Source organism: Methanolobus sp. WCC5, from assembly GCF_045690325.1.
In the GTDB taxonomy this organism is placed as follows: Archaea; Halobacteriota; Methanosarcinia; order Methanosarcinales; family Methanosarcinaceae; genus Methanolobus.
Genome location: NZ_CP146981.1, coordinates 327,887 through 349,186, shown reverse-complemented (window position 1 = coordinate 349,186; position 21,300 = coordinate 327,887). Strand labels below are relative to the sequence as shown.

General features: G+C 45.2%; 22 protein-coding genes. 8 read left to right on the top strand and 14 right to left on the bottom strand.

The genetic code is table 11. The features are described 5' to 3' along the window. Window positions 1–3: 3 nt before the first annotated feature. Window positions 4–843, top strand: coding sequence for an SDR family NAD(P)-dependent oxidoreductase (locus tag V7O64_RS01755; RefSeq protein WP_407356318.1), 840 nt, complete (start codon window positions 4–6; stop codon window positions 841–843). Between the two features lie 51 nt (window positions 844–894). Beyond that, window positions 895–1,614, top strand: coding sequence for a DUF5714 domain-containing protein (locus V7O64_RS01750; protein WP_407356317.1), 720 nt, complete (start codon window positions 895–897; stop codon window positions 1,612–1,614). Window positions 1,615–1,710: 96 nt separating this feature from the next. Here the strand turns inward: V7O64_RS01750 and V7O64_RS01745 are convergent, their stop codons facing one another. From V7O64_RS01745 to V7O64_RS01700, 10 genes are all read right to left on the bottom strand, one after another. Further along, complete coding sequence (locus V7O64_RS01745; RefSeq protein ID WP_407356316.1) at window positions 1,711–2,484, bottom strand: ABC transporter ATP-binding protein; 774 nt, start codon at window positions 2,482–2,484, stop codon at window positions 1,711–1,713. Then, window positions 2,481–3,275 carry an ABC transporter permease gene (locus tag V7O64_RS01740; protein ID WP_407356315.1) on the bottom strand — a complete coding sequence of 265 codons (795 nt, stop codon included), beginning with the start codon at window positions 3,273–3,275 and terminating at the stop codon, window positions 2,481–2,483. Before V7O64_RS01740 ends, V7O64_RS01745 begins: the two co-directional genes overlap by 4 nt. Then, entirely contained in the window at window positions 3,272–4,252 is a 981-nt protein-coding gene (locus tag V7O64_RS01735; protein WP_407356314.1) for an ABC transporter substrate-binding protein, read from the bottom strand. The genes V7O64_RS01740 and V7O64_RS01735 overlap by 4 nt, the downstream gene beginning before the upstream one ends. Then, window positions 4,253–5,245: a radical SAM protein gene (locus tag V7O64_RS01730; protein ID WP_407356313.1), complete on the bottom strand. Its 993-nt coding sequence runs from the start codon at window positions 5,243–5,245 to the stop codon at window positions 4,253–4,255. A gap of 50 nt (window positions 5,246–5,295) precedes the next feature. After that, the gene (locus V7O64_RS01725) at window positions 5,296–5,976 is read right to left on the bottom strand and encodes a class I SAM-dependent methyltransferase (RefSeq protein WP_407356312.1); all 681 of its coding nucleotides are present in this window, start codon (window positions 5,974–5,976) and stop codon (window positions 5,296–5,298) included. Between the two features lie 44 nt (window positions 5,977–6,020). Continuing rightward, the gene (locus V7O64_RS01720; RefSeq protein ID WP_407356311.1) at window positions 6,021–7,157 is read right to left on the bottom strand and encodes a phenylacetate--CoA ligase family protein; all 1,137 of its coding nucleotides are present in this window, start codon (window positions 7,155–7,157) and stop codon (window positions 6,021–6,023) included. Window positions 7,158–7,216: 59 nt separating this feature from the next. Next, window positions 7,217–8,683 (bottom strand): radical SAM protein, encoded by a 1,467-nt coding sequence (locus V7O64_RS01715; protein ID WP_407356310.1) that lies wholly within the window; start codon window positions 8,681–8,683, stop codon window positions 7,217–7,219. A 64-nt stretch (window positions 8,684–8,747) separates the two neighbouring features. Next, window positions 8,748–9,209 (bottom strand): hypothetical protein, encoded by a 462-nt coding sequence (locus V7O64_RS01710; RefSeq protein WP_407356309.1) that lies wholly within the window; start codon window positions 9,207–9,209, stop codon window positions 8,748–8,750. 42 nt (window positions 9,210–9,251) lie between these two features. After that, window positions 9,252–10,364 (bottom strand): uroporphyrinogen decarboxylase family protein, encoded by a 1,113-nt coding sequence (locus V7O64_RS01705; protein ID WP_407356308.1) that lies wholly within the window; start codon window positions 10,362–10,364, stop codon window positions 9,252–9,254. A gap of 516 nt (window positions 10,365–10,880) precedes the next feature. Further along, complete coding sequence (locus V7O64_RS01700) at window positions 10,881–11,663, bottom strand: helix-turn-helix transcriptional regulator (protein ID WP_407356307.1); 783 nt, start codon at window positions 11,661–11,663, stop codon at window positions 10,881–10,883. A gap of 756 nt (window positions 11,664–12,419) precedes the next feature. Between V7O64_RS01700 and ppsA the strand changes: the two genes are divergently transcribed. From ppsA to V7O64_RS01675, 5 genes are all read left to right on the top strand, one after another. Continuing rightward, window positions 12,420–14,831: a phosphoenolpyruvate synthase gene (ppsA, locus tag V7O64_RS01695; protein ID WP_407356306.1), complete on the top strand. Its 2,412-nt coding sequence runs from the start codon at window positions 12,420–12,422 to the stop codon at window positions 14,829–14,831. A 163-nt stretch (window positions 14,832–14,994) separates the two neighbouring features. Beyond that, the gene (locus tag V7O64_RS01690; protein ID WP_407356305.1) at window positions 14,995–16,161 is read left to right on the top strand and encodes a double-cubane-cluster-containing anaerobic reductase; all 1,167 of its coding nucleotides are present in this window, start codon (window positions 14,995–14,997) and stop codon (window positions 16,159–16,161) included. Continuing rightward, on the top strand, window positions 16,158–16,919 hold the full coding sequence (locus V7O64_RS01685; protein ID WP_407356304.1) for an acyl-CoA dehydratase activase: 762 nt from the start codon (window positions 16,158–16,160) through the stop codon (window positions 16,917–16,919). The genes V7O64_RS01690 and V7O64_RS01685 overlap by 4 nt, the downstream gene beginning before the upstream one ends. Before the next feature lie 169 nt (window positions 16,920–17,088). Further along, complete coding sequence (locus V7O64_RS01680) at window positions 17,089–17,379, top strand: hypothetical protein (RefSeq protein ID WP_407356303.1); 291 nt, start codon at window positions 17,089–17,091, stop codon at window positions 17,377–17,379. A 221-nt stretch (window positions 17,380–17,600) separates the two neighbouring features. Further along, window positions 17,601–17,888: a DUF3303 domain-containing protein gene (locus V7O64_RS01675; RefSeq protein ID WP_407356302.1), complete on the top strand. Its 288-nt coding sequence runs from the start codon at window positions 17,601–17,603 to the stop codon at window positions 17,886–17,888. 109 nt (window positions 17,889–17,997) lie between these two features. On the opposite strand, the gene V7O64_RS01670 is transcribed toward V7O64_RS01675, so the two are convergent. The 3 genes from V7O64_RS01670 to V7O64_RS01660 all read right to left on the bottom strand — a co-directional run bounded on the left by V7O64_RS01670 (window position 17,998) and on the right by V7O64_RS01660 (window position 19,384). Beyond that, window positions 17,998–18,225: a hypothetical protein gene (locus V7O64_RS01670; protein WP_407356301.1), complete on the bottom strand. Its 228-nt coding sequence runs from the start codon at window positions 18,223–18,225 to the stop codon at window positions 17,998–18,000. A 105-nt stretch (window positions 18,226–18,330) separates the two neighbouring features. Then, a complete protein-coding gene (locus V7O64_RS01665) occupies window positions 18,331–19,035 on the bottom strand; it encodes an LrgB family protein (RefSeq protein WP_407356300.1) in 705 nt (234 codons plus the stop codon). Next, window positions 19,028–19,384, bottom strand: coding sequence for a CidA/LrgA family protein (locus V7O64_RS01660; RefSeq protein ID WP_407356299.1), 357 nt, complete (start codon window positions 19,382–19,384; stop codon window positions 19,028–19,030). Before V7O64_RS01660 ends, V7O64_RS01665 begins: the two co-directional genes overlap by 8 nt. Here V7O64_RS01660 and V7O64_RS01655 point away from each other — a divergent pair. Further along, a complete protein-coding gene (locus V7O64_RS01655; RefSeq protein ID WP_407357371.1) occupies window positions 19,310–19,486 on the top strand; it encodes a hypothetical protein in 177 nt (58 codons plus the stop codon). The genes V7O64_RS01660 and V7O64_RS01655 overlap by 75 nt on opposite strands. A 146-nt stretch (window positions 19,487–19,632) precedes the next feature. Here V7O64_RS01655 and V7O64_RS01650 read toward each other — a convergent pair whose 3' ends face one another. After that, entirely contained in the window at window positions 19,633–21,192 is a 1,560-nt protein-coding gene (locus V7O64_RS01650) for a DEAD/DEAH box helicase (RefSeq protein WP_407356298.1), read from the bottom strand. Window positions 21,193–21,300 lie beyond the last annotated feature (108 nt).

Below are 21,300 nucleotides of genomic sequence, written 5' to 3'. Positions count from 1 at the left end.
CCGATGCATCCTGAGGAAAAAAAGGTAGATACTATGAATGTGAAAGATGGCAACAGGACGGTGCTAATAACAGGAGGCTGTGGCGGCATAGGACTGGAGCTTGGAAAGCTCTTTGCCAGGGAAGGCTGCCGCATGGTACTGGTTGGAATGCCTGGTGAGGATATGGGACATGCAAAGAATATACTGCAGGCCATAACCCCTTTCACGAATATCCTGCTGCTGGAAAAAGACCTGTCCCTGCCTGGGGCAGCCTCTGAGGTCTATGATTTTACCTGTGAGCATGATCTTCAGATCGATGTACTGGTCAATTGTGCCGGGTTCGGTACATACGGGCATGTCAATGAAATTGATATAGAGAGGGAACTGAACATGCTGCAGTTGCATGTGAGTACTCTGTACCACCTTACAAGACTCTATTTGCAGGAAATGGTCAGCAGGGACAGGGGACAGATAATTAACATGGCATCCATATCGGCTTTCCAGCCCAATCCCCGTTTTGCGACCTACGGAGCCAGCAAAAGTTTTGTACTGAACTTCAGCCGTGCTCTCAATTACGAGCTTCGTGAACAGGGTTCCAAAGTACGGGTACTTACAGTCTGCCCCACTGCGGTCAAAGACACTGGCTTCCAGAAAGCGGCAAAGATGGAAGGTACAAAGGCCTTTTGCTCCTGGATGACAACAACACCTGATATCGTTGCCAGGGAAACATACAGAGCCATGAAGCAGGAGAAGGATGTAGTGATCCCTGGAAAAGGTTTTGGGCTTGGACAGGCTCTGGTAAGCCGTCTCCCTGCAAGGTGGCAGATGAAGATATCCAGGTCACAGCTGCGGGAGATGTCATAGCTACTGAATTATCCTTATTTACTTGTTCATATGCTAAAAAGGTGAGAATAAATGATAAGTATTGATACTTTGCGTAATGAGAAAGCCAACTGTATGCTATGCGGGAGCGACATAATCCACTCATGTGAAACAAGTATTGCGAAATGCCACTACTGCGGTGTTGAAGAAGAAACCTATATCATGTGTAAGAACGGACATTATGTATGTAATACCTGCCACTGTCGGGATGCACTCAAGGTAATTGAGAACATCTGCCTGAACACAGAACTGCAGAACCCTATCGTCCTTGCTGAAAAGATAATGGAACATCCCGGTGTACACATGCATGGCCCGGAACACCATTCTCTTGTGCCTGCTGTCCTTGTTACCACATTCCGGAACTATAGCGGGAAGAAAAAAGAAGCAGATATCCTGGAGGCCATCAAAAGAGGAAGCAATGTACCGGGAGGGTTCTGTGGCATCTATGGCGCATGTGGTGCCGGGATAGGGGTTGGCATTGCAGTCTGCATATTAACGGAAGCTACACCATATACACCTGTTGAACGTTCCCATGCTAACTGGGCCACTTCAGAGGCCCTTAGATGCATTGCAGATGCCGGTGGGGCCAGATGTTGTAAAAAAGCAACACGTGTTTCCCTGGAGGAAGGAGTTGCATATCTGTCAAATATTTTCGGATTAAACTGGTATGAAGAACTCAATATGACAGTGAAATGCAATTATACAAAACACAATAAGGAATGCGATCTGAATTGCGGATACCGGGAAATCTGAGCGTTTATTTCTCGTTTATTTCTTGCTCTCACACTCATACCTTCATATTCTTACCTGCTTTTTTAAAAATTCAGCTTCATCCTCAAGTATCCGCATTTAAGTCATCAGCCTTTCAAGTATGTGGTTTTTCAGCATTGAGAATTCCCGGGAACCGGTCAGGGATAACGGTCTTGGACGCGCAAATGGAACGGGCATCTCTTCAATGATCGTCCCGGGCCTTTTGCTCATGATACAGATACGATCCGACATCAGCAAAGCTTCTTCCACATCATGTGTTATAAAGACAACAGTATGCCTGTATTCTTCCCAGAGGCGAAGCAACAGTTGTTGCATGCTGTAACGTGTCTGTGCGTCCAGAGAGGCAAAAGGTTCGTCCATAAGGAGCACTTTTGGCCTCAATACCAGTGCACGTGCCAGGGCAGCTCTTTGCTGCATTCCACCTGACAGCTGTGAAGGGTAGTAATCTTCAAAACCGTCAAGTCCTACGGCCTTTATATATGAAGATGCAATATCTTCTGTTCCTTTTTTGCCTTCTTTTCTAAGTTTAAGGCCGTAAAGGATATTATTCTTCACACTCAGCCAGGGAAAAAGTACAGGTGACTGGAATACAACCGCCCTTTGCGGAGAAGGTGCTTTTACCGGATCTCCGCAGCAGGCTACCTTGCCGCTGTCCGAATCCTCAAAACCTGCAAGTATATTCAGGAAAGTGGATTTGCCGCATCCGCTTGGGCCAAGGATGCTTACAAACTCACCTTCCATGATATGGAACCTTATATCTTCCAGGACCTTCAGGGATGTATCCGTACCAGGTGTTGAAAAACTCTTGCTGATACCGTTTGCAAATAAGTTAGTACTTTCTAAAGGTTTCATTGTTCACTCTCCTCCTTCAAAAGGTCCAGCCTCCTGAAAGAACCAACAAGTATCATGTCACTCAGGCGTCCGAACAACCCTATGAATACCATGGAGACAAGGATCATCTCTACATGGCCCAGCATACGTGCATCCATCATTACCGCACCCAGTCCGTATGTCACACCTGTAAGCTCACCAAGTACCAGGTAAGCCCATGAGATACCAAGTCCAAGCCTGAGTCCGGCAACTGTGGAGGGCATAGCTGCTGGTATTATCACTGTTGTGAACAGTTCCAGTTTATTGGCACCCAGCATCCTCCCTGCACGGATGAGCAGCGGGGATACTGAAGAAGCCCCCTGTGCAGCGTTCACGTATATAGGGAAAAAAGCTGCCAGGGATATAAGGAACAAGGTTGTGCCCTCGCCCACACCGAACCAGACCATTGCAATGGGCAGCCATCCGATGCCCGGAATGATACGGATGAGGTGTACTGTGGGATCAAGTGATTCACGGGCAAGTGCAATGCGCCCTGTCATGAAACCCAGTGGCAGCCCGATAGCTGCAGCCACACCAAAACCCAATAGCACCCTCTGAACACTGGCAATGGAATGGACTAACAACGTCCCCGCATAAGGTGTGAGTTTCTCATGGCCCGTAGCAAAATCAATTGCCACATTAACCAAAGCGGATGGCGAAGGAATGAGATATGCAGGCACTCCACCTTCCATGGTCATAAAATACCATGCACTAAATAGCAATACCGGAAGGATGAATCCAACTATATCCGCATTCCAGTTACGCTCTTTCATAGGTTTTCGCTTTCCATATCCATACGTGCCTGTTCCACAAAGCTCAGATCAAAGAGTGATTCCATGTCCGGTATTTCACTGATCATTCCAAGGTCCTTCATTCTCAATGCGAGCTCACCTGCCTGCCTGACATAGTTTTCATCCATGTACCACGAAAGTTCCATGTTGTCCTGAGCGATCTTCAGTACCTGCGGGTTAGTTCCAAACTCTGCGGACATGGCCAGCCATTCATCCTGATCGGAGTTGAGATATTCTGTAGCTCTTGCATGGGCTGTAACCAGTGCCTGGATCTTTTCCCTGTCATGCTCTATATTGTCCCTTGTTGTAAGCATGCCTGCATTGATGGTTCCCACGCTGTCCCCGTAATACGGATAGATGAGCACACGCCCGTAACCGTTTGCCATGGCCAGGGAAGGATAGGGTTCTCCGCTGCAGAAAGCATCAACCTTACCCTGTGAAAGAGCCTGTCCCATATCAAAGAAGTCGATACGCTGAAGGGTCACGTCCGTTTCGGGATCAAGGCCTGCCTGTTCCAGTGTTTCAAGCAGGAGTACATGGTGCATGGTTCCCGGAACATAGGCTATGGTCTTACCCTTAAGATCGGCAGGTGCCATGATATCAGAATCTTCCCTTACTACAATGGCCGAGCATTTGTCAGCCAGTCCGCAGACCACTACCACCGGTTCACCCTTTGAAGCAGCCGTAATGGCAAGGGCGATTGTCGTACCTGTCATGTCCAGGCTCCCTGCAAGCAGTGCAGCTTTCTGGTCACCGGGATTTGTGAAAGGAAGCACTTCCACCGAGTACCTGTCATCTATGTAATCCTGATAGAGGAAGGGCTGAATGGTCTGGGCTGTCTTCCAGGTACCTACTTTTATCTTATCGGCACTTTCAGATGCATCCCCTGTGCAGCCGGAAGCCAGAAGGGACAGAAACAGCATAAATATCGTAAATAGCACAGAAATGCTTTTTTTCATTCAGTTCTCTCTCCCGGAAAAACTATATCCTGCAGTTGTGAAATATTCCCTGGCGGTTTCCAGACCAAAGCCGTGCCATTCGGTTTTACAATCCTCGCCTTCCCTGGGGATGGCACCGGTTTCCACTACGACTACATTGGCTCCCCATTCCACTGCAAGCCTGGATGGGGGATGTGCACATACATCAGGTGCATCATAGCCAGCGGCCAGACGGGTCACAGCTACTATCTGTGCATGCCTTCGTTCCGATATCTGCGGATAGTCACTTAATGGTGTGCCCGGAAGCGGTACCCTTGCCATGACGCCGCAAAGCCTGGCATTGTACTTCATCGCTGTCAGGAAGATATCGGCAATCTCGGCATTAGTATGCTCTATGCCAACAGGTTCTATCAGGTATGCAAGATCCAGAGGGGAACAGTTGACAGATGCAAGGGTTGCTATCCTGTCCTCAGCTTTGAATCTTGTATTTACACCTTCACGCAGACGTATAGTATGATAGACCATCTGGGCTCCCGCGTCTGCCAGAAGCTCTGCCTCCGTTTCATCGAACTCACCTGTATTGACAACGATCCGATAATCTCCCGGAACTGTGCTGCGGATATCCCTTACCACCTGGGTAAGTCTTTCAATACCATAGAACTGTGTTGTCCGTAAGGTTATCCATCTGGCTCCAAGGGATACGAATCTGCGGACGATCTCTATTACCTCTTCAGCACTTCTTTCAGTTTCCTCTTTGACAAGTCCCCATTTCTGGCCAAAGGCACAGAAATCACAGCTCATGGCACATTTCTTATAATCGATACCTATGGATGCCCAGACATTTCCATTGTTCTCTGCCACCACAGAGGCAACTTCCCTTGCAGCCGCCCCAAGCATTTCCACATCCTCTGAGTCCGGATCTATTTCAAGCAAAGCGATAATAGTATCCCGGTCCAGTTTTTCTCCATTCAGTGCCTTCTCTTTTGCTTCCTGTATCAGATCCTTATCAGACAAATTCACTCACCACTTTTGTATATAATATACGCCTTTAAACCAAAACTCTCTCAATCCTTTTTCCTGAGAGTCACACGGTAGAGCTTTTTTGGAAGGTCACCTTCCTCAAACTCCGTAATATCTGTAATATCATAACCTTCTGCAAGGAGTTCCACTTTTTCCCTGCTCAGGAAATGAACAATGAATCCTCCCTGTATCTCCCACATATCCTCTCCCCTGTGAATTCCGGTCCCGTATTGGGGGTCCTTTGTGTGCCTTGTGGTATATATGTTCAATCCGCCAGGTTTAAGGACACGTCTGATCTCTGCCAAAAGAGAGCGAAGTTCCAGAATTGTCAGTGGCATACAAAAAAGCATATGTGAATAACACGCATCGAATGTTCTGTCCTCAAAGGGCAGCTTTTTCCTCACATCATGCATGACGGGAGTAATGGAACCGGATGCCTGAAGTTGCAAAGACCTCTTCCTCAGGTCTGTTATTCCTTTTTCACAGTAGTCCAGAGCAAAGACCTCAAAACCATTTAGTGCAAGATACATGGTATCCCTGCCCTGTCCGGAACCAAGTTCCAGGATCTTTGTTTTACCTTCTTCCTTAAAAGTTCGGACTGCCCACTGCACCGGACTGCTGGGCTCCTCACCGAACATGCAGGCATTCTTAGAGAATACGCATTCCCAGTGATGCTGTTGACTGTCCAGGGCAGATTTATCGATACCAGGTCCTTTCTGTTCCATTCAACCACTCTTTCAGAACAATGCATAATGTTAGAAAACAACCTTCAGGAAGGCATTCTCTTTATGTCACTTATACGCTGGTCCAGGCATGCACCACAATTACATGGTTCGTCTATTAGAGACGTTATATCCCTGGTCCTGTAACGGATAAGAGGCATGCATCTTCTCCTGAGTGTTGTAACCACAAGTTCTCCTTCCTCTCCGGGCTCTAATTGTTTCCCGGTCTTTGGGTCAATGATCTCCACAAGGAAATCCGGGTTATTAAGATGGAAGCCATCCTGCTGCGAGCACTCTATGGCATTGGCAAGCCCCAGTTCTGTCATACCCCATTGCCTGAGGGTCTTACATCCCCATACACTCTCTATTTCCTCTCTCATGGAAGGGGTCAGAGGTTCGGATGAGCAGATTATCTTTTTTATACCCAGTTCTCCTGGCTCTATCAGATCACGGACAGCCTTTGACAGATCATAAAGGAAAGATGATGTACCAATAATCAGTGTCGTGCCGGACTCCCTCATGGTCCTGAGCTGCTCGTTCACATCAAGTGAATCATTAATAACTGAGTTATAACCTGCAAGTGCACATGCCTTGCTCAGGACAAGACCGGGATCCCAGGTGGCTGTTATGGTGGGGTACATTATCTGTAATGTGTCCTCTTTTGAATCCATTCCTGCCATTTTCAAGCCTGATATGACCGAATCCACGATCTCAAGCAGTTCGTCCTGGGTATATGCCATCCTTTTGAGCATATTGGTAGTTCCGGAGCTTGTAAATTCACGGGCTATTTCCTTTCTTGATACGCAAAGGAAATGGTATGGGTGCTCAGCCAGATCCTGTTGCCCGGTAAGTGGAAGCTTTTCAAGATCTGAATATGTTGTAATCTGAGAGGGGGAAATACCTGCTTTTTCATAAAGCTCCTTATAATAGGGACTGTTCGCCATTACGTACCCCATCAGCTCTTTGAACCTGAAGAGCTTGTACTCATTGATAAGTTCCCTGTCAAGCTCACGGTTGCCCAACAAAGCTTTCAGTTCCTTATTGCTCTTTATATCGTTCCTGATCTTGGCCAGGCCCCATTGCTCCAGAGGATTGGCTGTTCCCGCCTCGATCTTGCGGGACTCCAGCCTCCTTTTAGCCACATTCATCCTGACAGCAGTATTGATCCTTGCAGACAGACTCATTTCACGCCTCCTGTTTTTCTAAGAAATGAATAAAAATAAAAGAATAGATGAATATAAGTTTAAACGGCATTCCTGTAAAGGAACCTGCCGTCGCAGTCGGTCATATTGTAATTGCAGAAGGGTACGAACCTGCCATCACGGGTGACAACGTGTATGCAGCAGTTCTCCACCCTGTCCCTCTCATAAGACCAGACATCCTGGAACGCCATTGTTGAGATGGTAAGGTAACTGTTCATACTCTTCTCAATGAAATCCGCCCATCCGCTCTCAAGACGGTTTTTCTTAGGAATTACATCCTCTATTGGCTTTTCACAACATGAGCCTTTCACAGTGAGCTGTGTGAGCGGTTTTTCACAGCATGAGCCCTTGACAATGAGATCTGCGCAGGATGCTTTATTTGTATCCTCTTTTTGCACAGCCGGAGTGTCCTTCTCAGAGCCTTTCCACCTGCCCATGATGGATTTCTTTGTCTTGTTTGCTACATCGGAAGCTGATCTGATGGCACCAAGTGAGATATTGGTCAGTGGCAGGAAGCCACCGTTGTCTATTACTGCAAGGCATGTAGCTCCGCAGTGTGCATGGGGCATCAGTGATGGTGTGAAGTTCTCTACCTTAAGCTGGCCCCCTGTCTGGTTCTCTATCTCCCGGAGAAGTTCCAGTATGGTTATTCTTCCTTCACGGACTGAAGGTGCACGGCCTGAGTAGAATACCGGCTGGAAGTGCACGCCCCTGACAGCCGGGACCCTGCTGCCTGCAAACTCTATTATTTTACCGACCTCGTGAAGATTGTAATTCTTAGCAACCAGCGGCACCAGAACAACTCCAATACCGGCCTTCTCGCACCGGTTGATCACCTCGGCCTTGATATCAAAGAGTTTCTTACCGGTCCTTTGCATATAAATATCATCGGATACGCCGTCAAATCCCAGATAGATGGCATCTAATCCTGCTGAGGCTATCCTGTCAAAATAATCCTGATCGCTTGCAATCCTGCGACCATTTGTGTTCAGTTCGATATGATCTATGCCAACTTCCTTTCCCATCCTGATTATCTCTTCAAGGTCATCCCTGAGAGTTGGTTCTCCACCTGAGATCTGTATGCAGGTTGGTTTGTTCTGGCATTTTTTTACGGTTTCGAACATGAATCTTATCGTATCCATATCCGGGTCCAGGCTCTTATCCATTGATGAGCTGGCAAAACAATATGAACATCCCATATCGCACCTGTCGGTAACTTCAACTACAGCCAGACAGGTATCCTGTTTGTGAGAGGGACAGAGGCCGCAGTCAAACGGGCAGCCTTTCTGTATATCCGTGAGAGAGGCCCTGGCACGCGATCTGTTGACATCGAAACATTCTTCCATCTGGCGGTAATGATCTACATCTTCACAAATAAGGGTTGTAAAGCTCCCATGTTCAGGGCACTCTTTCTTAATGTAGACTTTTCCATCCTCGACGTATTTGATGCCATCAATCTTGCCAAGACATTCAGGACAAAGACTTTCAATCGATCCTATCGGTTCCATCTGTTCCCTCTCTGATTGGTGTGGTGGTAGTATACCTGAGAATTCGTTGAATTCTCAAGTGATCTTAAGCTCTCTTTTCTTCCAGGATAGCTTCTGCTGTCTTGAGTGTTGACTTTGCCATGCCGGCTGATACATACATCTCACCGCATTTGGGGCATACGATACCCGGACCAGGTCTTGTAACACCAAGGTAAGCCATGTCAACATTTCTCTCAAGTGCAGGCTCGTTGCATTTTGCACACATCCAGTCACTTGCATCGTCATACTCTACCGGCTTTATCTCTCCACCGGTGATGCCAAGGATGTTCATCTTGTGGGTATAGACATCCAGCAGTTCGGTTGCAGAGTAGACACCATAGATGGTAAGATTCTCAGACACGCCTTTTGCAACGCAGGTGTTACCATCCTTTGATACGAGTTTGCTCCCGCTGGATTCTGCATTCTTGATTATGTCCAGGATCTCCTCTGTTCTCACGCCGTTGTCCTTCAATAAATTGTCCGCTTGTTCAGTTATCTTTAAATCCATAAGTAACCCTCATTAATCTTTGTTGTATTCAACTCACCTTTATCAGAACTTCTCATACTTGCCGAAATCCTTTGCTGCTCTTACAAGCGCATGGACATTCACTGGTGGCGCATTGGTCGGACATTCGCATGCAGTTCCCAGGATGAATCCTCTTGGACTGTCCTTACCGGCAAGAACCTGTTCCTTAGCCTGTGCGTATACCTGTGCAGGTGTACCACGGTCTACCAACTTGGTATCAACAGTTCCGAAACACGTACATCTGTCTCCGAAATTCTCTACCAGTTTTGATGTTGGGAAAATGTCCTGTCCGTCATATCCTATCTGGACAATTGAGAACGGACTCATTGGTGCGTCCTTCCACAGATCGAAGTCATCAGTGTGGTTTCCACAAAGGTGATAATAGATACCCGGACCTGCACCTGCATTCAGGACCTTTCTGACAGCCCTTGATACCGGATTGTAACTGAATCTCTTGATCTGATCCCTGTCCATGAGGTCACCACTTGCGATTACAGAACCGGTGATCATGACGTTTGCACCATATCTTTCAGCTGTTGCCTTACAGGCGTTTACCATGTGGTCTCCGGCTTTTATACAAAGTTTGTCAACAACTTCAGGTTCTGTTATCATCCACATGAATACATCTTCAATGGCTGCCCAGTTTGTGGCCACTTCCATTGTACCACCCAGCTGAGTGATCGGAGCGAACATCTGTGGGTACTCATCCTTTACTGTGTCAAGTGCCTTGTAGTGTGTTGTGAGTGTTGGACCTTTTACAAGTTCCTCAGTGCTCAGCACTTCAAAGTTATCGACATCCTCAGGGGTCTTTACAGGACGCTTTGTGATTCCTGGTGGCGCATTGGTCTGGATCTTCATTTCTGCTCCATAGTCCACTCCCCAGTAATCTGCATAAAGGTAGTGACCAACAGGAGTGACGTCATAAAGCTCACAGGCTGCACATACCATCCTTACAGCTTCGTCCGGGTTTGAGTAGAAATACCCTGCGTTCTTCTTGAAAAGCGTTGCTGCATGTGAAAGAATGATGGGGTCCACAATTACTCTGTCCGATGGCTTGTCTACCCATGGAGTGGTCCATAACTTTCCTGCATTTTCTAACCAATTTTGATCTATTGGGGTATAATCTTGTGCTGGCATGGTTTAATCACCCATTTTCTTGTTTAGTTGGCAGGAATGGAAAACATAGATGTTTTTTATTTCCTGCTATCGATTTAGCTGTTAAATTCTTGTAGCCAACAAACAAATTATGAATTCATGATTGTTGACTATAATCAAATACCAGAGTAGAGTTATATATAATAACTCGAAGTAATTAATCAATGCTTAGATTATTATCGATACTGAATTCTATGTTCAACTAATCGTTATCAAAAATGCAATGGTCTGGATTTACACCACGCATGAAAACTTCAATAAAGAAAAAAAGAAGACCATTGATATTATCGAAAGCATGAATATATCCATGCAGTAAAACAGCAAACCAGATGGAAGACATATAAAAATGAACAATAAAAAAGGGAAGACCATAGCACAAAAATCCATCAGCGATAATCGAAAAGGTTCGCTATTAAGTCAGGTTGCCATGTGAAAAGTAACTCCTGGTTCCGGATACGGCAGGAGATGGACAGATAAAGTATAGATAGTATGACAATATTATTTCACTTTTTCTGATCTTTCTTTATAGTACAAAAAGAGATCTTTTCCCCACTTAAGGGCACTTTCCTCAAAACTTATCACCTTTTTGTGATCAAAGATTCCCTGCTTATTGAAAAATGCTATCAGCATCAGTTCATCGGTTATCGACAAAGAGCCCAGTTTCACTGTATCATCATCACATATGAACAGATTGGAATTCCTGGCTTTCATCATCGCCTCATACTGTTCATTATATTCTTCCATTAATCTCTCATATACAGGCCTTGTGAGTATGAGTTCATAATTGACCTCTCTTTTTGCAAGGTCTGAATAATTATTCGGACAGGAAGGACAGAAGTACGAATAAAACGTACATGCGCTCTTTGTCTGTTTAAGGCTTGTAAGCAATGCTTTTGGCGGTTCGAAAAGATGATTAAGGTCAGGTTCATGTACCAGGACCTTACCGAGGTCACCGATCCTCTCAAGCAAAAATTCCGGAACTGCACTCAGGTTCCTGCCATCCCAGTAATCCTTATTGTCTTCCACCACATTCAGTGTTTCAATGAGCGGCCTTATCTTTTTCATTATAATGTTGCCTATATAGGTTAACCGGTATTCATCTTCCTTTTGTTCAATAAGCCCCTGCTCAATAAGGATCTTTACCTGAGCCATGATGGAACTTGTGGTCCCTGTAAGGGAATCCTTTATCTCATCCACTGTAGCTGGCCCCTCCATTAGCATAAGAAGAGTACTTTTTCTTTTTTCCGATAGAAACACCGTGCTTATTAGTTCAGCCTTCATAGTGATTTCCTTTTTTGTTATGAGTGAGGGGATCAGACAATGTGCACATAAAAGTTAGTTCTCCTTTCTTTGAACATGGGTCCATGCTTCCATTATGTGACAGTTCTGTTCTGCTTACATTCCTTTTCATGAAGAGCAAGGCAAACTGATATTGATTCAGTATCCTCTGACTTATGAGTCACTTTTATTCGCGGATTTTCAGGCATGTATGATCCATACACTGATGGATCGTATTCGTGAGTGCTTGTCTGGCATATTCTGCACAACATATTATAACAACTTTTCTCTGCATTCACATTATTTGTGTTTTTAGTACGAGTATGAAATACTTTTTATTAAAAAGTATGATTTCATATTTTTGGTTGTAGATTTAATATGAATATTGTTAAAAAGATGTTCTTATTATCAATTCAAATGAGTAATCACTTCACATTTATCCTATACAACCTTTAATGTATGAGTTTATAAAATTTACTCTACTAACCAGACACATTTTTCATTTCTGTATAGAAACAACTATATTTATTCTGATTTAAAAAACATTAATTATAAATACTGACAGATTATCGAAAACCTTAAATATAGACTGCAATTGGCCCCATACAATGGTTAATACCAAAAAGCAACACAATTGCCTTCAAAGTGGATGGGCATTTCTTCATTTAAAGGCTTACATATAGAGCTATCCCACAAAGCATAATAATCTTCAAAAACAATGGAATATAAACTGAAGAAATCAGAGATCAGAGTGGGCATATGACAGATAATAATAGATATATACGCTGGTTTGGGGAAATCAGCATTGATGACGTACCTACAGTGGGAGGCAAGAACGCCTCGCTGGGAGAGATGTACAGGGAACTGACAGATAAGGGGATCAGGATACCTAATGGTTTTGCAATAACTGCTGATGCCTACTGGCATGTCCTGAAGTCTGCCGGAGTACTTGAGGAACTTAAAAAGACACTTGATGGGCTCGACACAGATGATGTGACAAATCTTTCCAAGCGGGGTACCAAAGCAAGGGATGTGGTACTTGATGCAGGTATCCCGGATGACCTGTGGGAAGAGATAAAAACGGCTTACGATGAACTCTGCGAGCAGTATGGGGAGGACACTGATGTTGCAGTGCGCAGTTCAGCAACCGCCGAAGACCTTCCTAATGCCTCTTTTGCAGGGCAGCAGGAAACTTACCTGAACATACACGGTTACCACTCACTGAAAGATGCCTGTAACAGGTGTTTTGCATCACTTTTCACTGACAGGGCGATCTCATACAGGGTAAACAACGGTTTTGATCACTTTAAAGTCGGCCTTTCCATTGGTGTGATGAAGATGGTGCGCTCTGACATGGCGTCCAGTGGTGTGATATTCACCATTGACACCGAAACGGGCTTTGATAACGTTGTTTTCATAACCGGGGCATATGGTCTTGGTGAAAACGTTGTACAGGGTCTTGTAAACCCGGATGAGTTCTATGTTTTCAAACCCACGCTCAAGGAAGGCCACAGACCAATAATCAAGAAGAAGAGAGGCAGTAAAGAGATCAAGATGATCTACGGCAGAGGTGATTCCCGCGTACTTACCCGTAATGTTGAGGTTGCAGAGAGCGACAGGAAGCGTTATTGTATCACCGACGATGAGATATTGCAACTGGCAGAATATGCGGTGACCATAGAAGACCACTATTCTGCAAAGAAAGGCAAGCATGTGCCCATGGACATCGAGTGGGCAAAGGATGGCAATACAGGAGAATTGTTCATAGTTCAGGCACGTCCGGAGACCGTGCAGTCACTGAAGAAAAAAGATGTACTTGAGACATATTACCTGGACCAGACCGCTGATGTCATTGTGACCGGGAGGAGTGTGGGCTCCAAAATAGCCTCAGGGAAAGTGCACGTAATACCTGACGTGTCAGAACTTCCTGATTTCAGGCCCGGGGAGATACTTGTGGCTGACACCACCACACCTGACTGGGAGCCTGTGATGAAGCGGGCCGCAGCCATCATAACCAACAAAGGTGGAAGGACCTGCCATGCAGCTATAGTGAGCCGTGAGCTTGGCATCCCGGCGGTTGTGGGTGCTGGGGATGCCACGGAAAAACTGAGAGATGGCATGGAAATTACCTTAAGCTGTGCAGAAGGGGATGTGGGAAGGGTCTATGAAGGTATCCTTGAATACCATACTGAAACAGTGGACCTTAAAGGCCTGGAGAAGACAAAGACCGAGATAATGATGAACCTGGGCAATCCGGAAGAAGCCTTTTCCATGTCCATGATACCAAATGACGGAATAGGACTTGCAAGACTGGAGTTCATCATTACAAGCTATATCAAAGTGCATCCCATGGCGCTTGTGCATCCTGAAAAGGTGAAGGATGCAGAGGTAAGCAGACAGATAGAGGAGCTCACAGGCAGATATGGCAATAAGGCTGATTTCTTTGTGGAAAGACTTGCACAGGGTGTTGCAACCATTGTCGCTGCATTCCACCCTAAACCTGTGGTGGTGCGTATGAGCGATTTCAAGTCCAATGAATATGCAAGCCTTATAGGCGGCGAGTACTTCGAATTCGATGAGAGTAATCCCATGCTGGGTTTCAGGGGTGCATCCCGCTACTATGACAATCATTACAGGGAAGGATTCGCCCTTGAGTGCAAGGCCATGAAAAAAGTAAGGGATGAGATGGGGCTGACAAATCTTATACTCATGATCCCCTTCTGCCGCCGTATAGAAGAAGCCCGCAAGGTCCTTGATGAAATGAAAAAGAACGGCCTTGTAAGAGGAGAGAACGGCCTGCAGGTCTACATGATGACCGAGATTCCCAGCAATGTCCTGCTGATAGACGAGTTCAGCCAGTACTTCGACGGTTTTTCCATCGGTTCCAACGACCTGACCCAGCTGACCCTTGGAGTGGACCGTGATTCGGAGATGCTGGCTTCTGCTTTTGATGAACGCGATGAGGCTGTAAAAAGAATAGTGTCCATGGCCATCCAGGGAGCCAGAAGGAACAACAGGCACAGCGGCCTCTGCGGCCAGGCCCCCAGCGACTTCCCGGAGTTTGCAGAATTCCTGGTGAAGGAAGGCATAGATTCGATATCACTGAATCCTGACTCGGTGATGAAGATAGCGCTGAAAGTGCTTGAGGTCGAGAAAGAGATGGGGAAATGAAAGGCAAAGATCGGCTTTGCCTTTTTTAAGTAGTGATCTATGTAAATATCTGTACAAAAAACAGCTGTACCAAAGAACAGCACTGTTGTAAAAGCTCAATGCTTTTTTGATAATATATGCATACATAGCCTTCTTATAACCCGCAAATCTTTTAATACATAACATGTCAGTGTTTGAAGAGAAAATGCACTGTTTTAAAACCATTGAAGATATTAAAAGTTCATATCCCCGGCGTATCCGTCAGATAGCAGATGAGAGAAGATCAGGGAAGAAAGTAGTGGGTACTTTTTGCCTGTTCGTACCTGATGAGATAATATTTGCGGCAGGTGCTGACCGTGTGATACTCTGCGGAGGCAAGAATGACACTATACCCATAGCAGAGCAATATCTGCCCAGGAACATCTGTCCGCTTGTCAAATCTTCCTTTGGTTCAATAGTAAATGATGGCAGCTTGGAAATAAGATCATGCTCCCACTTCAGTATGGTGGACATGGTAGTGGCTGAAAACACATGCGACAGCAAAAAGAAGATGTATGAATTACTGGAAGAGTATGTTCCAACCTATGTGATAGATCTTCCTCAAAGACCTGACAGCCCTGAAGCTCTTCAATATTTCCTGCAGGAGCTGGAAAAATTTAAATGTGTCATGGAACGACTTACAGGAAATAAGGTCACATCAGAGAGACTGCAACAGGAAATAAGATCCTCCAATGAAATAAGAAGGTTGTTCCACAAGCTCTATGAACTGCGGAAAAAAGATCCTGTCCCAATCACTGGTCTTGATGTACTGAAAATACTTCAGAAGCAGTATTTCTTATCGCCACATGATGTCAAAGAATACCTGAACACGCTGATCAGTGAAGCAGAGCAGATTATCCCTGATGGGAAACACAAGCCCAGAATAATGATCACTGGTTGTCCTATGTCTGGTGGTAATACAAAAGTACCGGATATCATAGAAAGCAGAGGCGGTATTATTGTTGCAGAGGAAAGCTGTACAGGGACCAGATCCTTTTTGGACCTTGTGGATGAGGATAAGGATCCGATGCTGGCACTTGCCAGGCGCTATATCAGAATACCCTGCTCCTGTATGAGCCCAAATGACAGACGCACAGATATCATACTGGAACTTGCAAATGATTTCAATGTAGATGGTGTCGTATATTATACCTTACAATTCTGCCACGGATACAACATTGAAAAGAATAAGGTCCAGCAGGCTCTCAAAAAAGCTGGTATACCCATGCTTTTTATCGAGACGGATTACAGTGACTCGGATATCGAGCAGATAGGGCTTCGTGTTGATGCATTCATGGAGATGCTTTCATGATATCAGTTGGTATTGACGCTGGCTCTGCCACGACCAAGGCAGTACTTGTTGACTCAAAGAAGATAATTGCCTGTGCTATATGTCCAACAGGATTCGATTTCATTGCAGCGGCTCAAAAAGCATACGAAGATGTCATTGAAAAAGCGGGGATAAAAAAGAAAGATGTGGACCACGTGTATTCAACTGGATATGGAAGAAACAGTATAAAGTTTGCCGATAAAGCTATAAGCGAGATCATGGCCCATGCACGGGGCGTTTATTATATGTATCCGGATGTGAAAGGGATAATTGACATAGGTGGTCAGGACAGCAAAGTGATCTCTGTGAACAACGGCAAAGTATCAGATTTCCTGATGAATGATAAATGTGCAGCCGGCACGGGCAAATTCCTGGAGTACACTGCAAGAGCACTTGAAGTCCCCATAGATGAGCTGGGAAGTTTAGCGCTTGCTGCTACAAGACCTGCAAGCATTACAAGCATGTGTACTGTTTTTGCCGAATCTGAGGTCATATCGCTTCGTACAAGAGGTCTGGCTAAAGAAGATATAGCTGCCGGGCTCATTGAAAGCATTGCAAGGAGAGTTGCCGTCATGGTCCGGCAGGTAGGATTAAAGCAAAATGTTGCCTTTGTAGGAGGCGTGGCAAAGAATGAGGGCATCAGAAAAGCACTGGAAAAAGAGCTGAAACTCTCACTTTTTGTACCCCGCAAACCCCAGATGACAGGAGCACTGGGTGCAGCATTGCATGATATCAGCTGACAGCTGTGGTAAAACAACGATTCCTTATTACCCCTTGTCCATTATTTAGCCCTTATTTGCCTTTAACCCTTATTTTCTAACCATTCATTCCTTCCGGACCAAAGTAACAGGGGTTGGCTATTTATAGGCCGCCAACAGCATTTAAATTACCAAAAGGGAGGTTTTATTGATGGCAAGAAGATATATCAATAAAGTAGGAGTGTTTTCACTTGGAAAGATCCTTGCAGCTGTTTATGCAATAATGGGACTTATATTAGGAGCCATAATGACGTTCACATCTCTGATAATGGGCTCCATGATGTACGGCTCTGGAGCCGAAAGTATGTTCTTTGGTGCAGCAGCTATAATAACACTGCCCATTTTCTACGGAGTCCTTGGTTTTATCGGAGGCATCATCACTGCTTTGATATTCAATGCAGCAACCGGATTTTTCGGTGGTCTGGAAATTGAGGTTGAATAAATTAACCTTTTACATTTTTTCTTTGTGTTTAATATCGCCTGCCTTCAAAAGATCTAATATCTTTAATAGGTTCCCGTAACAATAATCAGTAATTTTTATTCCATAGATATAAGGTTCTTAAAAACACATATATTATGTGTATGCAATTTTAGAGTTATACTCAAATCTGATTTTTGCAAATAGATGAATGAAACAAGATGAATAGAATGGGAGGGGTTTGAATGTTGTTCATGGATATAATAACATGGGAACCAAAAGACACTGCAGAAGTACTGAACCGTTTTAAAAGCTGGAAATATCCGGAAGGTCTCAAAGTTATTAGCGAATGGGAAGATCTGTCAACCTGCCGGCATATCGTAGTGTATGATGCACAAAATGCTGAAGTTTATGCTTCCAGTTCGTTTCCCTGGAGAGATATCTGCTATTTCGATAGTTTTCCAGTAATGGAATCTAATGCCTGCATGAAATTCATGGCCGAGTATGAGATCACTTTCAAGGACAAAAAATGAATTCTTTAACTAATCGGTTCGATTATCAGCGCTTTGCCGATCAATCGAACTTACTTTTTTCAACAGAACACTGATCTTATATTCAGAACAGCAACTGTCCAGCAATGCTTCAAGGCTCGATCCACACCTCAAGAACCCTGTCCCTGATCTGGTAATCCCTGACAGTTGTCAGTTTCATGTCTTTAGGGTCCTCTATCCAGCCCAGATCATAATCCTTCTTTTCCCTGCCACCGCAGCAGACCTTTCTTGTTATGGTCAGGTTCATCTTAACACGATCAATGTCTTCCTCATTGATCTGTTCAGCAATGTCTTGATATCTTTTTTGTATAAGGATCATGAAAACTCCCTTTCATAGGAATATACCTTCAGTTTGCGAGATAAACATTTGTACTCTATACATGAATGTTGTACTCTATACACGAATGAGAATATCCGGAAAAACTTACATCAACAACTTAACCAGAACCGGAGCAAGGAATACCGTCACCAGTCCTGCTATACCGATTGCAAGTCCGCTCATGGCCCCCTCTGTCTCTCCCAGCTCCACGGCTTTAGTGGTCCCCAGGGCATGGGATGATGTGCCTATGGCAACACCCACTGCCACCTTGTCATCTATCCCGAACAGCTTGCATACCATTGGCCCCAGCAGGACACCAGCAATGCCTGTAAAGACTATGGCAGCCACGGTTATGGAAGGTATGCCTCCAAGCTGGCCTGAAATCTCAATTCCTATCGGTGTTGTCACGGATTTTGGGACCATTGAAACGCTGACAAGTTCATCAAGCCCGAAAAACCTGCACATGATTATGATGCTGGCAATACCTGCTGCAGATCCTATGCTGATCCCTGCAAGAATAGGTATTGAATTCTCTTTCAGCAGATTTATTTTCCTGTAGAGAGGTACAGCCAGGATGACAGTTGCCGGGCCCAGGAAGAATGATATGAACTGGCCACCCCTGTTAAAATCTTCAAAGCTGATGTGAAAACCAAGAAGAAAGGCGATTATCGCCAGCATGCTTAATACAAGAGGATTCAGCAGAGGAGACTTTACTTTTTTGTAGAGCAGAGTTCCTGCGTAGAACGTCAGAAGTGAGATCCCTATTCCAAAAACAGGAGACTGTATCAGCAGATGTGCAAGCTCATTCACCGGGATGCCTCCTTCGCATAAGTAACTGGACCGTTGCTCCGGTAACCACTGCGATGATAAAGGTCGAGACCACGGATATGAGCATAAGGACGGTCCACTTTCCTTCAAGTATCGTGAAACAGGTTATCAGCCCCACAGCTGCAGGTATGAAAAAGAAAGAGAGATGCTTCAGCATGAAGTTACTCACATCCTCGATCATGGATAGCTTGATAACGCCTGTCAGAAGAAATAAAAGAAGCAACAACATACCCAGGATATTTCCGGGGACAGGCAGGTGAAAGTAAGTATGGAACAGTTCACCTGTGAAGCATATAGCAAGGATTATGAGAAACTGGATGATATACTTCATAAAATCACTTTCAAGGGAAAAGAACGCAGTCCCGGGTATGTGCTTGTAAGGAAAGTACCAGGTATTATGGATTTCGGTCCGGGCTGTGAAACAAGACTATGAAAAAATGAGGGATGATATTCGAACTCACTGATTTCAAGAGAGAACATAATGAAGAAAACTAAATGAGCCTGTTTGTTAATGAACCTGGTAAATTATCCTGGTAAATTAACCTGGTAAATGAGCTTGTTGAATAAGCCCTTTAAGGCTTATTCCAGGTAACGCGGTCTGTTCCGGTTTACAATCTTAGTTCCGGTCCTTTTTCTGTTCCGGTTCTGACCAGTACTGGCACTCATGGCTGAACTGTTTCCCTTGCCGCCATTCTTAGCAGGACCTTCATTTCGTCCTTTTTTTTCCTGTCCTGCAGAAACTGGCTTTTTTTTGTTCATGTTGCCGCTGTTGCGTCCATTATTCTCATTTTGCAACTTTGGTTTATCCTGCCTGTTCTGCCCCGGCTTTTTCTGAGCGCTGCCCCTCTGTTGCTGTCCTGGATTATCCGGTCCATTCTTGCCTTGCCTTTTTGGTCCATTCTGTCCTTGTCTTTTTTGCCCATTCTGGCCTTGCCTTTTTGGTCCATTCTGACCTCTCTGCTGTCTTGGGGCCGGCCTGGCATCATCTCCCGTGGCACTCATCGCCCTGTCCGAATGATGATCGTGATCTGCAACATCGATCTCTATCCGGATAAGCTTCTCGATATCCCTCAGGAAATCACGCTCATCAGCTGCACAGAAGGAAAATGCGGTTCCATCGGCCCCGGCTCTTGCTGTGCGGCCTATACGGTGTACGTAACTCTCAGGGATGTTTGGCAGGTCGTAGTTTATGACATGGGATATATCCTCTATATCGATCCCACGGGCTGCAATATCGGTTGCAACAAGCACACGCATGTGTCCTGACTTAAAATCCTGAAGTGTCTTTGTACGGTGGGTCTGGGACTTATTGCCGTGTATAGCGCCTGCAGTTATCTTATTCTTGTTAAGCATCTCGGCTACCTTATTAGCGCGATGTTTTGTGCGTGTGAATATGAGCACACATTCAAGGTGCCTGCTTCTGAGAAGCTGCAGAAGCAACTCATTCTTGTCCTGCGAATCCACGAAAAAGATGAACTGGTCTATGAGCTCCACGGTTGTTGCCTGCGGGGTCACTTCAACATGTGCAGGATTGCTGAGCAGCCTTCTGGCAAGTTCGGAGATCTCAGGGGACATGGTAGCTGAAAAGAAAAGTGACTGGCGTTTCTTTGGTAACAGGGCAACGATCTTGTATACATCTTTTATAAAACCCATGTCAAGCATCCTGTCGGCTTCATCAAGTACGAAATACTCCACATCAGAAAGCTTTACGTGGCCTTGTTCCACAAGGTCCAGCAGCCTGCCAGGAGTTGCTACAAGGGAATCCACGCCTCTTAAAAGAGCTCTGACCTGAGGCGTCTGACCAACACCACCAAAAATAACAGCATGTTTGAACCGCGTGTACTTGCCATAGGTCGAAAAACTGTCACCTATCTGGGCCGCAAGCTCCCTGGTGGGTGCCAGTACCAGCACACGTGGAGCTCCGGGGCGTGGTTTCCTGTATGATGCGGACATATTGTGCAGTATGGGCAATATGAATGCAGCTGTCTTGCCTGTGCCTGTCTGGGCAATGCCTATCATATCCTTACCATTTAACAGGTGCGGTATGGATTGATGCTGTATCGGGGTAGGTGTAGTGTAGCCTTCCTCGGATAATGCCCGCTGAAGCGGGAATATTAAATTAAGATTATCAAATGACATGTGTATCTCGCCAATGGAATTTTGGTGTATAGCTGATCGGTAAAGACTTAAACGAAGTTTAAAATAATATCAGCAGTGATCTACCTTACGTATCCTCAAATTGATTTT